General features: G+C 47.3%; 10 protein-coding genes and 4 tRNA genes. 1 reads left to right on the top strand and 13 read right to left on the bottom strand.

Translation table 11 applies throughout. The features are described from left to right. Nucleotides 1–64: 64 nt before the first annotated feature. The 13 genes from rpoC to L9P36_RS00905 all read right to left on the bottom strand — a co-directional run bounded on the left by rpoC (nucleotide 65) and on the right by L9P36_RS00905 (nucleotide 13,971). Nucleotides 65–4,285 (bottom strand): DNA-directed RNA polymerase subunit beta', encoded by a 4,221-nt coding sequence (gene rpoC, locus L9P36_RS00965; RefSeq protein ID WP_237464224.1) that lies wholly within the window; start codon nucleotides 4,283–4,285, stop codon nucleotides 65–67. A 79-nt stretch (nucleotides 4,286–4,364) separates the two neighbouring features. Further along, nucleotides 4,365–8,402 (bottom strand): DNA-directed RNA polymerase subunit beta, encoded by a 4,038-nt coding sequence (gene rpoB, locus L9P36_RS00960; protein WP_237464222.1) that lies wholly within the window; start codon nucleotides 8,400–8,402, stop codon nucleotides 4,365–4,367. Between the two features lie 239 nt (nucleotides 8,403–8,641). Next, nucleotides 8,642–9,007 carry a 50S ribosomal protein L7/L12 gene (gene rplL, locus L9P36_RS00955; protein ID WP_237464221.1) on the bottom strand — a complete coding sequence of 122 codons (366 nt, stop codon included), beginning with the start codon at nucleotides 9,005–9,007 and terminating at the stop codon, nucleotides 8,642–8,644. Nucleotides 9,008–9,060: 53 nt separating this feature from the next. Continuing rightward, nucleotides 9,061–9,549 (bottom strand): 50S ribosomal protein L10, encoded by a 489-nt coding sequence (rplJ, locus tag L9P36_RS00950; protein ID WP_237464219.1) that lies wholly within the window; start codon nucleotides 9,547–9,549, stop codon nucleotides 9,061–9,063. Nucleotides 9,550–9,784: 235 nt separating this feature from the next. Beyond that, nucleotides 9,785–10,489 (bottom strand): 50S ribosomal protein L1, encoded by a 705-nt coding sequence (rplA, locus tag L9P36_RS00945; RefSeq protein ID WP_237464217.1) that lies wholly within the window; start codon nucleotides 10,487–10,489, stop codon nucleotides 9,785–9,787. 4 nt (nucleotides 10,490–10,493) lie between these two features. Continuing rightward, the gene (gene rplK / locus L9P36_RS00940) at nucleotides 10,494–10,922 is read right to left on the bottom strand and encodes a 50S ribosomal protein L11 (RefSeq protein ID WP_237464215.1); all 429 of its coding nucleotides are present in this window, start codon (nucleotides 10,920–10,922) and stop codon (nucleotides 10,494–10,496) included. Between the two features lie 119 nt (nucleotides 10,923–11,041). Further along, nucleotides 11,042–11,587 carry a transcription termination/antitermination protein NusG gene (gene nusG / locus L9P36_RS00935; protein ID WP_237464213.1) on the bottom strand — a complete coding sequence of 182 codons (546 nt, stop codon included), beginning with the start codon at nucleotides 11,585–11,587 and terminating at the stop codon, nucleotides 11,042–11,044. A gap of 10 nt (nucleotides 11,588–11,597) precedes the next feature. Next, nucleotides 11,598–11,912 carry a preprotein translocase subunit SecE gene (secE, locus tag L9P36_RS00930; protein WP_435532752.1) on the bottom strand — a complete coding sequence of 105 codons (315 nt, stop codon included), beginning with the start codon at nucleotides 11,910–11,912 and terminating at the stop codon, nucleotides 11,598–11,600. A 384-nt stretch (nucleotides 11,913–12,296) separates the two neighbouring features. Then, nucleotides 12,297–13,481, bottom strand: a complete 1,185-nt coding sequence (gene tuf / locus L9P36_RS00925; RefSeq protein ID WP_237464210.1) for an elongation factor Tu — start codon at nucleotides 13,479–13,481, stop codon at nucleotides 12,297–12,299. A gap of 100 nt (nucleotides 13,482–13,581) precedes the next feature. After that, nucleotides 13,582–13,657: transfer RNA gene (locus tag L9P36_RS00920), tRNA-Thr, on the bottom strand. Nucleotides 13,658–13,667: 10 nt separating this feature from the next. Further along, nucleotides 13,668–13,742: transfer RNA gene (locus L9P36_RS00915), tRNA-Gly, on the bottom strand. Between the two features lie 37 nt (nucleotides 13,743–13,779). Beyond that, nucleotides 13,780–13,864 (bottom strand) — tRNA-Tyr (locus tag L9P36_RS00910). A gap of 31 nt (nucleotides 13,865–13,895) precedes the next feature. Continuing rightward, nucleotides 13,896–13,971: transfer RNA gene (locus tag L9P36_RS00905), tRNA-Thr, on the bottom strand. 202 nt (nucleotides 13,972–14,173) lie between these two features. Between L9P36_RS00905 and coaA the strand changes: the two genes are divergently transcribed. Beyond that, a complete protein-coding gene (gene coaA, locus L9P36_RS00900; RefSeq protein ID WP_237464209.1) occupies nucleotides 14,174–15,118 on the top strand; it encodes a type I pantothenate kinase in 945 nt (314 codons plus the stop codon). The last annotated feature ends 59 nt before the right edge of the window (nucleotides 15,119–15,177 follow it).

Genomic DNA, 15,177 nt, shown 5'->3' with positions numbered 1-15,177 from the left:
TTGGTCAGCAAACCGATATAAAAAAAGGGCGCTCAATGCGCCCTTTTAATATGGTTTTTAACCATTAGTCTTCGTGGTTGCCACCTAGACCAGCGTTCAATAGTGCCGCTAGGTCTTGGGTTGCTTGCTCTGCATCCACTTGTGGTGCTACAGATTCAAGCTCAGCTTCACGCTTACGTTGACGCTCTTGGTGGTATGCGAAACCAGTACCCGCTGGGATCAAACGACCCACGATTACGTTTTCTTTCAGACCACGTAGCTCATCACGCTTACCAGATACCGCTGCTTCTGTAAGAACGCGAGTGGTTTCCTGGAACGATGCCGCAGAGATGAAGGACTCAGTCGCAAGAGACGCTTTGGTGATACCCAATAGGTCACGTTCAAAGGTCGCAGGCGCTTTGCCATCAGCAACTAGCTTACGGTTAGCGATGGTTACACGTGAGTATTCTGCCTGTTCACCAGGTAGGAACTCAGAGTCACCCGCTTCAACGATAGTCACTTTACGTAGCATCTGACGAATGATGGTTTCGATGTGCTTATCGTTAATCTTAACGCCTTGGAGTCGGTAAACTTCCTGAACTTCGTTCACGATGTATTCAGATACAGCGTGCACGCCACGTAGACGTAGAATGTCATGTGGAGTTTCTGGACCGTCCGCGATCACATCGCCACGTTCAACTTGCTCGCCTTCAAAGACGTTCAGCTGACGCCACTTGTGGATCATCTCTTCGTATACTGGACCTTCTGCAGGCGTGATCACCAAACGTTTCTTACCTTTGGTCTCTTTACCGAAGCTCACAGTACCTGAGATTTCAGCAAGGATTGCAGGCTCTTTTGGCTTACGCGCTTCAAATAGGTCGGCTACGCGAGGTAGACCACCGGTGATATCCTTAGTACCGCCTGATTCCTGAGGAATACGTGCTAGGGTGTCACCAATACCAACTTCAACGTTGTCAGTTAGCTGAACAATCGCTTTACCTGGCATGAAGTATTGCGCTGGTTGATCTGTACCCGGGATCATCACGTCTTTGCCATCAGCATCAACAAGTTTCACCGCAGGACGCATATCTTTACCAGCAGTTACACGTTCAGCTGGGTCTAGAACAACGATTGAAGATAGGCCAGTAAGTTCATCAGTTTGACGCTGAACCGTTACGCCATCGATCATATCGATGAACTGCACACGACCCGCCACTTCAGTGATGATTGGCATGGTGTGTGGATCCCAGTTTGCAACGATTTGACCCGCTTCAACGCTGTCGCTATCGCCTTTACCTAGGATCGAACCGTAAGGTACTTTATAGCTTTCTTTGGTACGGCCAAACTCATCAATGATGGTCATTTCAGCTGCACGAGAAGTGATTACAAGCTTGCCAGCGTTGTTCACAACGAATTTCGCGTTGTGTAGCTTCACAGTACCTGCGTTCTTCACTTGAATGCTGTTTTCTGCTGCCGCACGAGATGCCGCACCACCGATGTGGAACGTACGCATGGTCAACTGTGTACCTGGTTCACCGATTGACTGTGCTGCAATAACACCAACAGCTTCACCTTGGTTCACCATATGACCGCGTGCTAGGTCACGACCGTAACAGCTTGAGCAACAACCGAAGTCGTTTTCACAAGTAACAACAGAACGTACCTTCACAACGTCGATTGAGTTCTCGTCAAGAATGTCACACCATTTCTCATCAAGTAGCGTATTGCGTGGCGCAATCACTTCACCTGATAGTGGGTGTAGAACATCCTCAGCAACAACACGACCCAATACGCGTTCACGTAGTGGCTCTTTCACTTCGCCGCCTTCGATCAAAGGCATGATGGTCATACCTTCGTGGGTACCACAGTCATGGCTAGTAATCACCACGTCTTGTGCCACGTCAACTAGACGACGAGTCAAGTAACCTGAGTTCGCTGTCTTCAATGCGGTATCGGCAAGACCTTTACGCGCACCGTGCGTTGAGATGAAGTACTGAAGTACGTTTAGACCTTCGCGGAAGTTCGCTGTGATCGGTGTTTCGATGATTGAGCCATCTGGCTTAGCCATCAGACCACGCATACCTGCTAGCTGACGAATCTGTGCAGCAGAACCACGCGCACCGGAGTCGGCCATCATGTAAACGCTGTTGAATGATTCTTGCTCTTCTTCTTCGCCGTGACGGTTAATCACAGTTTCAGAAGAAAGGTTGCGCATCATCTCTTTCGCTACTTGATCGTTGGTGGTTGCCCAGATATCGATCACTTTGTTGTAACGTTCGCCTGCAGTTACAAGACCAGATTGGAATTGTTCCTGGATTTGCGCTACTTCTTCTTCAGCTTCAGCGATCTTGGTGTATTTCGCATCTGGAATCACCATATCGTCGATACCTACAGAGGCACCAGATAGGGCTGCGTATGCGAAACCTGTGTACATGATTTGGTCAGCGAAGATAACAGTATCTTTCAGACCAAGGGTACGGTAACACTCGTTGATCAGCTTAGAAATTTGCTTCTTACCAAGCTTCTGGTTGAATAGTGAGTAAGGCATGCCTTTTGGTGCAATTGCCCAAAGCATTGCACGACCCACAGTCGTATCAATCAGGCCGGTGTGCTCGCTGCGGTTGCCATCTTCGTCGATCAAAGTTTGTGTAATACGAACTTTAACGCGTGCGTGCAATTCTGCGCAGCCAGTACGGTAAGCTTTCTCTGCTTCTTTAGAGCCTTCAAGCACCATGCCTTCGCCTTTGGCGTTGATTTTATCGCGGGTCATGTAGTACAGACCCAAAACAACGTCCTGAGAAGGTACGATGATTGGCTCACCAGATGCTGGCGAAAGAATGTTGTTAGTTGACATCATCAACGCACGCGCTTCAAGCTGCGCTTCTAGCGTCAATGGCAAGTGAACCGCCATCTGGTCACCATCGAAGTCGGCGTTATATGCCGCACACACAAGTGGGTGCAACTGAATCGCTTTACCTTCGATTAGGATTGGTTCAAATGCTTGGATACCCAAACGGTGAAGGGTCGGCGCACGGTTCAGCATCACTGGGTGTTCACGAATGACTTCATCCAGGATATCCCAAACCACGGCTTCTTCACGTTCAACCATCTTCTTCGCAGCTTTGATGGTGGTCGCTAGACCACGAAGCTCAAGCTTGCCGTAAATAAATGGTTTGAATAGCTCAAGTGCCATCTTCTTAGGAAGACCACACTGATGTAGACGCAAGTATGGACCTACGGTGATAACCGAACGGCCAGAGTAGTCTACACGCTTACCAAGCAAGTTCTGACGGAAACGACCTTGTTTACCTTTGATCATATCTGCCAAAGATTTCAGAGGACGTTTGTTTGAACCTGTGATCGCACGACCGCGACGACCGTTATCCAATAGCGCATCCACAGACTCTTGCAGCATACGTTTTTCGTTACGTACGATGATGTCTGGTGCAGCTAGGTCTAGCAGACGTTTCAAACGGTTGTTACGGTTGATCACACGACGGTATAGGTCGTTTAGATCTGAAGTCGCAAAGCGACCGCCATCTAGTGGTACTAGTGGACGTAGATCAGGTGGCAGAACTGGCAATACAGTCAGAATCATCCACTCTGGGTTGTTACCAGATTGAACGAATGCCTCAACCAATTTCAGACGCTTGGTGATCTTCTTACGCTTGGTCTCAGAGTTGGTGGTTTGTAGTTCTTCACGCATCTCTTCGATTTGTTGCACAAGATCCATGTCAGCAAGCAATGCTTTCACTGCTTCTGCACCCATCTTGGCATCGAACTCGTCACCCCACTCCTCAAGTGCGTCAAGGTACTGCTCTTCAGTCAGCATTTGACGAGACTCAAGGTTGGTCATGCCAGCGCTGGTGACCACGTAAGATTCAAAATAAAGAATACGCTCAATATCACGTAGCGGCATATCTAGAAGTAGACCGATACGAGATGGAAGCGATTTTAGGAACCAGATATGGGCAACTGGTGACGCAAGTTCAATGTGACCCATGCGCTCACGGCGCACTTTGCTTTGCGTTACTTCAACGCCACATTTTTCACAGATCACACCACGGTGCTTGAGGCGCTTATATTTACCACAAAGACACTCGTAATCTTTTACCGGACCAAAGATACGTGAACAGAAAAGGCCGTCACGCTCTGGTCGGAAGGTACGATAGTTGATGGTTTCTGGTTTTTTAACTTCACCAAAAGACCATGAACGGATCATGTCTGGTGAAGCAAGACCGATTTTGATCGCATCAAATTCTTCGGTCTGGTTTTGCTTTTTCAGAAACTGGAGTAAGTCTTTCACATTCGGCTCCTGTTAGGAGGTTACCCATGCAGGGGCTGATGTCTCAGCCCCAACAATTTTACCGGACAATAAGCGTGGCTTATTCGTCTTCCAACTCGATGTTGATACCTAGCGAGCGGATCTCTTTCAACAATACGTTGAAAGATTCCGGCATTCCCGGCTCCATGCGGTGATCGCCGTCGACGATGTTCTTATACATCTTAGTACGACCGTTCACGTCATCCGATTTCACGGTTAGCATCTCTTGAAGGGTATATGCAGCACCATATGCTTCTAGTGCCCATACTTCCATCTCACCGAAACGCTGACCACCGAACTGCGCTTTACCACCCAGCGGCTGCTGAGTAACAAGGCTGTATGAACCGGTAGAACGGGCGTGCATCTTATCGTCAACCAAGTGGTTCAGTTTCAGCATGTACATATAACCAACGGTTACAGGGCGCTCAAACTGGTTACCAGTACGACCATCAAACAGGGTTAGCTGGCCAGACTCAGGTAGATCACCAAGTTTTAGCAACGCTTTAATTTGTGGTTCAGGTGCACCATCAAATACAGGTGTTGCAATTGGTAGACCTTTACGTAGGTTTTGAGCCAGTGTACGAACTTCGTCATCAGAAAGATCAGCAATGTTCACTTTCTGACGGGTATCACCTAGGTCATATACCTTCTGCAAGAATTCACGAATCTTCGCTAGTTCTTGCTGCTCTTTGATCATCGCGTTGATCTTGTCACCGATACCTTTCGCCGCTAGGCCAAGGTGGGTTTCAAGAATCTGACCGATGTTCATACGAGACGGTACACCCAGTGGGTTTAGTACGATATCAACCGGTTGGCCTTTCTCATCGTAAGGCATATCTTCAACTGGGTTGATCTTCGAAATAACACCCTTGTTACCATGACGACCCGCCATCTTATCACCAGGCTGAATGCGACGTTTCACCGCTAGGTAAACCTTCACGTTCTTCAGCACGCCTGGAGGTAGGTCATCGGCTTTGGTGATCTTCTCACGCTTACGTTCGAACTTACGATCAAACTCTGCGTTTAGTTCGTCATACTGCTCAGCCAATTGCTCAAGCTGAGTTTGGAGAGACTCATCTTCCAAGCTTTGTGCAAGCTTAGCTTTGTGATCAAGATTCGCGATCTTCTCATCACTATAGCCAGCATTTTTCAGCACAACAGAAACACGTGCCATCAAGCCGCCAATCAAGATATCGTGTTCTTCAGTCAAATCTTTCTTAGCTTCTTTGAGCTGCATCTGTTCGATTTCAAGTGCACGTTTGTCTTTCTCAACGCCCTCACGGGTAAACACTTGAACGTCAATAACAGTACCAGTCACGCTGTTTGGTACGCGTAGTGATGAATCTTTCACATCAGACGCTTTCTCACCGAAGATCGCACGTAGTAGCTTCTCTTCAGGAGTTAGTTGGGTTTCACCCTTAGGTGTCACTTTACCAACTAGGATATCGCCGCCTTTCACTTCAGCACCGATGTACACGATGCCTGACTCATCCAATTTAGATAGTGCAGCTTCACCCACGTTTGGAATATCCGCGGTGATCTCTTCGCTACCTAGCTTGGTGTCACGAGCTGTACATGACAACTCTTGAATGTGAATGGTGGTGAAACGGTCTTCTTGTACAACACGCTCAGATACGAGGATGGAGTCCTCGAAGTTATAGCCGTTCCACGGCATGAACGCGATGCGCATGTTTTGACCTAGTGCCAATTCACCAAGGTCAGTTGAAGGACCGTCTGCAAGTACGTCACCACGAACCACTGGCTCACCCGGCATCACGCATGGACGCTGGTTGATACAGGTGTTTTGGTTAGAACGGGTGTACTTGGTTAGGTTGTAGATGTCGATACCTGCTTCACCAGGAACCAATTCATCTTCATTAACCTTAACCACGATGCGTGATGCGTCAACAGACTGAATCACACCACCACGCTTAGCAACTGCAGTTACACCAGAGTCCACCGCTACTGCACGTTCAATACCAGTACCAACAAGTGGTTTGTCTGAACGCAAAGTAGGTACTGCCTGACGTTGCATGTTCGCACCCATCAAGGCGCGGTTCGCATCATCGTGCTCTAGGAACGGAATCAAAGATGCCGCCACAGATACAACCTGGTTGGTTGCAACGTCCATGTAGTCTACATGGTCGCGTGGGTGCAAACCTGATTCGCCGTGGCAACGAGCAGTAACTAGCTCTTCGGTGAAGTGGTTGCTTTCATCTAGCGTTGAGTTTGCCTGCGCAATAACGTGCTGGCCTTCTTCAATCGCAGATAGGTATTCGATCTCATCGGTCACAACACCATCAACAACCTTACGATATGGGGTTTCTAGGAAACCGTAATCGTTAGTACGCGCATAGGCAGATAGTGAGTTGATCAAACCGATGTTTGGACCTTCAGGCGTTTCGATTGGACATAGGCGACCGTAGTGAGTCGCGTGTACGTCACGCACCTCAAAGCCAGCACGCTCACGAGTCAAACCGCCAGGGCCAAGGGCAGAAATACGACGCTTGTGCGTTACTTCTGACAATGGGTTGTTTTGGTCCATGAACTGAGATAGCTGAGAAGAACCAAAGAACTCTTTCACCGCTGCCGAAATAGGCTTAGCGTTGATAAGGTCTTGTGGCATCACAGCATCAAGATCACCTAGGCTCAAACGTTCACGTACGGCACGTTCTACACGAACAAGGCCAACACGGAATTGGTTTTCTGCCATTTCACCCACGCTACGAATACGACGGTTACCAAGGTGGTCGATATCATCCACTTCACCTTTACCGTTACGAATATCGATAAGCTTGCGCATTACTTCGATGATGTCATTTTCATCAAGAATGCCAGGGCCGGTCATCTCTTTACGCAATAGAGAACTGTTGAACTTCATACGACCTACAGAAGATAGGTCATAGCGCTCTTCAGAGAAGAACAAGCTTTCAAACAGCGCTTCTGCGGCGTCTTTTGTTGGTGGCTCGCCAGGGCGCATCATACGATAGATTTCAACCAGTGCGCTCAGACGATCAGTCGTCGAGTCTGCACGTAGCGTGGTTGACATGTATGGGCCTTGGTCTAGCTCATTAGTGTACAGCACTTCAAATTCGGTGTGACCCGCTTGAACCATTAGCTCAAGAGTTTCAGTTGCAAGCTCGCTGTTTGCTGCTGCAATCAATTCACCAGTGTTGCTGTTCACATAGTCGTGCGCCACGATCTTGTCGCGAATAAAATCGCTGATCGCGTCACGAGGAATTTCGATTTCAGTAACATTCGCTTTTTCAAGTTGGCGAATGTGGCGCGCAGTAATGCGGCGACCTTTCTCGACGAAAACGGTACCTTCAGCCTGGATATCAAACGCAGCGGTTTCACCACGTAGACGCTCAGGGATCAATTCCATTTTCAGATCGTGACCATCAATGCGGAATTTCACCTTGTCAAAGAATAGATCGAGGATCTGCTCTGAGGTGTAACCGAGGGCACGAAGAATGATCGATGCAGGCAATTTACGACGGCGGTCAATACGAACAAACAAGTTGTCCTTTGGATCAAATTCAAAATCCAACCATGAACCACGGTAAGGGATAACGCGTGCGTTGTAGAGTACTTTCCCTGAAGAGTGGGTTTTACCCTTATCGCTGTCGAAAAATACACCTGGGCTACGGTGTAGCTGGGATACGATTACGCGCTCAGTACCATTGATTACAAAGGTACCATTGTCTGTCATGAGTGGAATTTCACCCATGTAGACTTCGTCTTCTTTAATGTCTTTTACGGTGCCTGCTGGAGCATCTTTGTCGTACTGCACAAGGCGCAGTTTCACACGAAGAGACGCAGAATACGTCACGCCGCGGATTTGACACTCTTTCACATCGAATACAGGCTCGCCGAGACGATAGCTAACGTATTGCAGCTCAGAATTACCGTTGTAGCTCTGAATCGGGAACACAGAGCGGAACGCTGCTTCTAGACCATATTGGCCTTCTGGATCCTGCTCGATGAATTTTTTAAATGAATCGAGTTGGATAGACAGCAAGTATGGAACATCCAAAACTTGTGGACGTTTACCAAAATCCTTACGGATACGCTTTTTCTCGGTATAAGAGTAAACCATGGGGTTCCTCAGCTCGCTGATAAGTGACCCAATCTGTCCGTCCATCCTTTGTTGAGGTGGAGATGGGACAGTGACTAAACACTGTTTCTGTAGAGAACCGGGCCAATGGATGACTCAGTTTTTTGCTTGGGATTGGTAGTCAAACAGTGTGAAATTTTACCAATGCCCTACAGCGCAAAAAGGCCGGTGGCAATTGCCACCAGCCATTAGCCTAAAAAGGCTAAGAAATTAAGTAATTATTACTTAACTTCAACAGTTGCACCAGCTTCTTCTAGCTGAGCTTTAAGCGCGTCAGCTTCTGCTTTGTCAACACCTTCTTTAAGAGGTGCTGGAGCGCCGTCTACAAGAGCTTTCGCTTCTTTAAGACCTAGGCCAGTTGCGCCACGTACTGCTTTGATAACAGCAACTTTGTTAGCGCCAGCAGAAGTTAGGATTACGTCGAATTCAGTTTGCTCTTCAGCAGCATCTGCTACTGCACCGCCTGCTACAACAGCTGCTGCTGCAGTAACACCGAATTTCTCTTCCATTGCTTCGATTAGCTCAACAACTTGCATTACAGACATTTCTGCAATTGCGTCTAGGATTTGCTCGTTAGTGATAGACATAACAATTCTCTTTAAAGTTAACAATTAATGTATTAAGGGCGACAAAAAATAGCTTATGCAGCTTCTTTTTGATCGCGAACCGCTGCGATAGTGCGAACCAGCTTGCCAGCAGAAGCTTCTTTCATGCACATCATTAGGCGTGCAATTGCTTCGTCGTAAGTTGGTAGAGTCGCAAGTACTTCAGCGTTTGTAATAGCGCCTTCGAATGCCGCTGCTTTTACTTCAAAATCTTTGTTCTCTTTCGCGAAATCTTTAAAGATACGCGCTGCAGCACCTGGGTGCTCAGTAGAGAATGCGATTAGAGTAGGACCAACGAATGTCTCAGTAAGACACTCGTAGTCTGTACCTTCAACAGCGCGACGAGCTAGAGTGTTACGAACAACTTTCACATAAACGCCCGCTTCACGCGCTTGTTTACGAAGAGTTGTCATAGCACTTACGCTTACGCCACGTGCATCAGCTACAACTGCAGACAGGGCACCTTTGGCGGCTTCGTTAACTTCAGCAACAATCGCTTGCTTGTCTTGAAGATTTAATGCCATTGGTATAGCTCCTGGATTTATATCCAACCGAGGTTGGGTTTACACCACTCACTGCTTCACAGCAGGAGAGTACTAACGGCGCAGATCCAAGATCAAAAAATTAATCATGTTCTGGCACCGTCTACGTAGGTAAATTAAGTACTTAAGTACACCTACGGTCTTTGACGTAAGGCTGCATAGCAGCCTCAGCCATAATTGAGCGGCAGATTATAAAATAACCGCGCGCTCAAGTAAATTAGTTTGCGTTCGCGTCCAAAGTATTTTGGTCGACTGAAACGCCAGCACCCATAGTAGTAGAGATGCTAACTTTCTTGATGAAAGTACCTTTTGCTGAAGAAGGCTTAGCTTTCTTCAGAGCAACTAGAAGTGCTTCTAGGTTTTCTTTCAGCTTGTTAGTATCGAAATCTACTTTACCAATGGTAGTGTGGATGATGCCGTTTTTGTCGTTACGGTAACGAACCTGACCTGCTTTCGCGTTCTTAACCGCTTCAGCAACGTTAGGAGTTACAGTACCAACTTTAGGGTTTGGCATAAGACCACGAGGACCAAGAATGGTACCTAGTTGACCAACAACGCGCATTGCATCTGGAGAAGCAACAACTACGTCGAAGTTCATTTCGCCTTTCTTGATTTGATCAGCAAGGTCTTCCATACCCACTAGGTCCGCACCAGCTTCTTTCGCAGCTTCAGCGTTTGCACCTTGAGTGAATACAGCAACACGAATATCACGACCAGTACCGTGTGGTAGTACAGTTGCACCACGTACGTTTTGGTCAGATTTACGAGCGTCGATACCTAGGTTAACAGCAACGTCAACAGACTCAACAAACTTAGCAGTTGCTAGTTCTTTAAGAAGTGCAACAGCTTCGTTGATTTCGTAGTCACGAGTAACTTCTACTTTGTCGCGAATAACGCGCATGCGCTTAGTTAGTTTTGCCATCGTATTAACCCTCTACCACTAGGCCCATTGAGCGAGCAGTACCCGCGATAGAACGCTTCATTGCTTCGATGTCAGCACCAGTCATATCAGCAGCTTTAGTTTCTGCGATTTCTTGGATTTGAGCTTCAGTCACAGTGCCAACTTTGTCGGTGTTTGGACGAGCAGAACCAGACTTAAGGCCAGCAGCTTTCTTAAGAAGAACTGCAGCTGGTGGAGTCTTGGTGATGAAGGTGAAAGAGCGGTCGCTGTATACAGTGATCACAACTGGAGTTGGAAGACCTTTCTCTAGAGAGTCAGTCTTAGCGTTAAACGCTTTACAGAATTCCATGATGTTCACACCGTGTTGACCAAGAGCTGGACCAACTGGTGGACTTGGGTTCGCTGCACCAGCTGCTACTTGCAGCTTGATGTACGCTTCTACTTTTTTAGCCATTAGATATTACCTAAATTTGGGTTCAAACGCCGATTTTGTCGGCTCCCCGTCTAACGAAAGGGCGCAGAATTATAGTCCAATTCCACGCCCATGCCAACCATGAACTGTTGGCATTTTAATCAGTTTTTCTCGACTTGAGAGAAATCTAATTCTACCGGAGTTGCGCGGCCGAAGATAGAAACAGAAACCTTTACGCGGCTCTTTTCATAATCAACTTCTTCAACAACACCGTTAAAGTCAGCAAATGGGCCATCGTTAACACGAACAATTTCACCTGGCTCAAATACAGTCTTATGAACTGGTTTTTCAGCAGATTTCTCAAGACGGTTTAGAATCGCATCGGCTTCTTTATCAGAAATCGGTGCTGGGCGATCTGAAGTACCGCCGATGAAGCCCATTACACGAGGGATACTGCGTACTAAGTGCCACGATTCATCGTTCATCACCATTTGTACAAGTACGTAGCCAGGGAAGAACTTACGTTCACTTTTACGACGTTGTCCCGCACGCATTTCTACAACTTCTTCAGTTGGTACAAGAACATCACCGAAGTAGTCTTCCATTTCGTGCATTTTGATATGTTCGCGCAAAGATTGCGCCACACGTCCTTCAAAGCCAGAAAAAGCTTGAACAACGTACCATCGTTTTTTTGGAGCTTCGCTCATTCTATTTTCCTCACACGCCAGTCGCTAGCGCCACTAGACGAACCATAATGCCGTCAATCCCCCACAGAATCAGTGCCATAAGCAAAGTAACTGCGAGAACGATTAGCGTAGTTTGCATTGTTTCTTGGCGAGTTGGCCAAACCACTTTGCGCATTTCCATGCGAGATTCGCGACCAAAGGCAACAGCCGCTTTTCCTTTCGTGGTTGTCGCAGCGACCAATGCAGCCAAACCGGCTAGCACGATCACGCCAAGAACACGAAAGACCACAGGAACAACATAACTAGGTGCAGCTGAACCTTCCGCCACTTCAGGCGCAGGCATCATGCTAGCTAGCAAATCTTGACCACCGGCGCTAAAGAGGTGGTTGCCGATAATAGCGGCAATCAGAAGGGTAAAGACCATCACCCATTTGAAGGTGTCGGCACCGCCGCTCACTTGCTCGCTGCTTTGGTTTTTGGTGTCTGTTTTCATACAACAACCTGCAACTTAATCACTAAAATTAACGAAAATACCCCGCTAACTGCGAGGTTCACTGATAAGTGATTGAGTCAACAAACGTTCAAAACTAACCGTTTTTCACTTATCAATCATTGACCTTGTTCTGCCTTTTGGCCAACAAATCACCAACAGTTTTTTTAGTACAGAAAAAAGGCATCAAATGATGCCCTTTTTCTTAGTGCTACGTCAAATCTTATTCAATGATAATGATTAAGCAATGATCTTAGCAACAACACCCGCACCTACAGTACGACCACCTTCACGGATAGCGAAACGTAGACCTTCGTCCATCGCGATTGGTGCGATTAGAGTTACTGTCATTGATACGTTATCACCAGGCATTACCATTTCAACGCCTTCTGGTAGCTCGATAGTACCGGTTACGTCAGTTGTACGGAAGTAGAACTGTGGACGGTAGCCTTTGAAGAACGGAGTATGACGGCCACCTTCATCTTTAGAAAGTACATAGATTTCTGAAGTGAAAGTAGTGTGTGGAGTGATTGAACCAGGCTTAGCAAGAACTTGACCACGCTCAACTTCGTCACGCTTAGTACCACGTAGAAGAACACCAACGTTCTCACCTGCACGGCCTTCGTCAAGAAGTTTACGGAACATCTCAACGCCAGTACAAGTAGTAGTTACGGTCTCTTTGATACCAACAATCGCTACTTCGTCACCAACGGTGATGATACCGCGCTCAACACGACCAGTTACTACTGTACCACGGCCTTGGATTGAGAATACGTCTTCGATTGGTAGAAGGAACGGCATGTCAACTGCACGCTCTGGCTCTGGGATGTAGTTGTCTAGCGCTTCTGCTAGTTCTACTACTTTCGCTTCCCATTGCTCTTCGCCGTTTAGTGCACCAAGAGCAGAACCCATGATTACTGGGCAATCATCACCTGGGAAATCGTACTCAGATAGAAGTTCACGTACTTCCATCTCAACTAGCTCTAGAAGCTCTTCATCATCAACCATGTCACATTTGTTCATGAATACGATGATGTATGGGATACCAACTTGGCGACCAAGTAGGATGTGCTCACGAGTCTGTGGCATTGGGCCATCAGTCGCTGCTACTACTAGGATACCACCGTCCATTTGAGCCGCACCAGTGATCATGTTTTTAACATAGTCGGCGTGCCCTGGGCAGTCTACGTGCGCGTAGTGGCGAGTTGGAGTGTCATACTCTACGTGTGAAGTAGAGATGGTGATACCACGCTCACGCTCTTCTGGAGCGTTATCGATTGATGCGAAGTCACGAGCGGCACCGCCGTAAACTTTTGCAAGAGTGGTACAGATTGCTGCAGTTAGAGTAGTTTTACCGTGGTCAACGTGGCCGATAGTACCAACGTTAACGTGCGGTTTCGTACGTTCGAATTTTTCTTTAGACATGAGTAGTCCCTCTAAGCACGGTATTCAGTGGTCACGACCACATAACCTATCATGGGTTTTGTAGAGTATATATCAAATGAGAATGATTGAACTTGAGGAGTGGTGCTGATACCCAGATTTGAACTGGGGACCTCACCCTTACCAAGGGTGCGCTCTACCGACTGAGCTATATCAGCACTGAATGAGTGGAGCGGGCAGCGGGAATCGAACCCGCATCATCAGCTTGGAAGGCTGAGGTAATAGCCATTATACGATGCCCGCGTCTCGTTACTCGTAGAGCTATCAATCTATTTGAATATGGTGGAGGGGGAAGGATTCGAACCTTCGAAGGCGGAGCCGTCAGATTTACAGTCTGATCCCTTTGGCCACTCGGGAACCCCTCCAAATTTTTTATTCACATCTTCTAAGAGAAGATGGTGCCGGCTGCCGGAGTCGAACTGGCGACCTACTGATTACAAGTCAGTTGCTCTACCAACTGAGCTAAGCCGGCGTAAGTGCTGCGCATTCTATTAAAAGGGCGAAATCGTTGCAATAGCTTGAATTAAAAAAAAGCTGAAATTTTCGCTAGCTGCGCAGGTTTTAATCAGAGTTCACGGTTTTACATTTCAACCCTTGTCATCGGAATGCGCGAATCCCTTTCCCTGAGCGCCTTCGTAGTGTATTGTCCTGTCTCCAAATCATGGAAGCGATCTATGTCGATACATCAATACACGGCTAACTATCTAACTTTTACCCGCGAAGATTGGGCGTCGCTGCGCGACTCTGTACCCATGACCTTAGGTGAGGATGATTTGGAGAAGCTGCGTGGTATCAATGAACATATCTCTCTTCAAGAAGTTCGCGATATCTACCTGCCGCTCACGCGTTTATTGAATCTCTATGTCAAAACACGCCAAGGCCGCAGTGCTGTTCTCGATGATTTCCTTCTACGCGACCGCACCATTAAAGCACCCTTTATTATTGGTATCGCAGGTAGCGTAGCTGTCGGTAAAAGCACCACGGCGCGTTTGCTACAAGCGCTACTCAGTCGCTGGCCGGAACATCCACGCGTAGAGCTAGTCACCACTGATGGTTTCCTCTATCCCAACCAGGTACTTAACGAGCGTGATTTAATGCGTCGTAAAGGCTTCCCTGAATCTTACGACATTCGTAGCCTGGTTCGTTTCCTGCGTGATATCCGTGCGGGTGAAGAGAAAGTCTATGCACCTGTGTATTCACACTTAAGCTATGACATTACAGGTGAGATGAAGTGTATTGAGCAACCTGACATTCTAATTTTAGAAGGGCTCAATGTACTGCAAAGTGGCATGGATTACCCACAAGACCCACATCGCGTCTTTATTTCAGATTTTCTCGATTTCTCAATCTATGTTGATGCCGATACGCCAGCGCTTGAAAAATGGTATGTCGATCGCTTTATGAAGTTTCGCAGCAGCGCATTTTTAGATCCTGATGCCTACTTCCATCACTACACGCTCATTAGCGAAGCAGAAGCGGTCAAAACAGCGAAGAAAATTTGGCGTGAAATTAATGGCAAAAACCTCGGTGAAAATATTTTGCCAACACGAGACCGCGCCAACTTAGTGTTGAAGAAATATGATGACCACGCCATTGATGCTGTGGTTTTGAAAAAATAAAACGCCATTTGGATCGATATAAAAAAGCCGCTATTGCGGCTTTTTTATTGCATCAGCAC

The sequence above is a fragment of the Vibrio stylophorae genome (assembly GCF_921293875.1).
Classification (GTDB): domain Bacteria; phylum Pseudomonadota; class Gammaproteobacteria; order Enterobacterales; family Vibrionaceae; genus Vibrio_A; species Vibrio_A stylophorae.
This window is presented reverse-complemented; position numbering and strand designations above follow the sequence as displayed.

What these genes read in the sequence shown, in the direction of transcription:
- rplA (WP_237464217.1), bottom strand. Translation starts at nt 10,489, where the DNA reads ATGGCAAAACTAACTAAGCGCATGCGCGTTATTCGCGACAAAGTAGAA.
- coaA (WP_237464209.1), top strand. Translation starts at nt 14,174, where the DNA reads ATGTCGATACATCAATACACGGCTAACTATCTAACTTTTACCCGCGAA.
- tuf (WP_237464210.1), bottom strand. Translation starts at nt 13,481, where the DNA reads ATGTCTAAAGAAAAATTCGAACGTACGAAACCGCACGTTAACGTTGGT.
- rplK (WP_237464215.1), bottom strand. Translation starts at nt 10,922, where the DNA reads ATGGCTAAAAAAGTAGAAGCGTACATCAAGCTGCAAGTAGCAGCTGGT.
- rpoB (WP_237464222.1), bottom strand. Translation starts at nt 8,402, where the DNA reads ATGGTTTACTCTTATACCGAGAAAAAGCGTATCCGTAAGGATTTTGGT.
- rplL (WP_237464221.1), bottom strand. Translation starts at nt 9,007, where the DNA reads ATGTCTATCACTAACGAGCAAATCCTAGACGCAATTGCAGAAATGTCT.
- rplJ (WP_237464219.1), bottom strand. Translation starts at nt 9,549, where the DNA reads ATGGCATTAAATCTTCAAGACAAGCAAGCGATTGTTGCTGAAGTTAAC.
- nusG (WP_237464213.1), bottom strand. Translation starts at nt 11,587, where the DNA reads ATGAGCGAAGCTCCAAAAAAACGATGGTACGTTGTTCAAGCTTTTTCT.
- secE (WP_435532752.1), bottom strand. Translation starts at nt 11,912, where the DNA reads ATGATGCCTGCGCCTGAAGTGGCGGAAGGTTCAGCTGCACCTAGTTAT.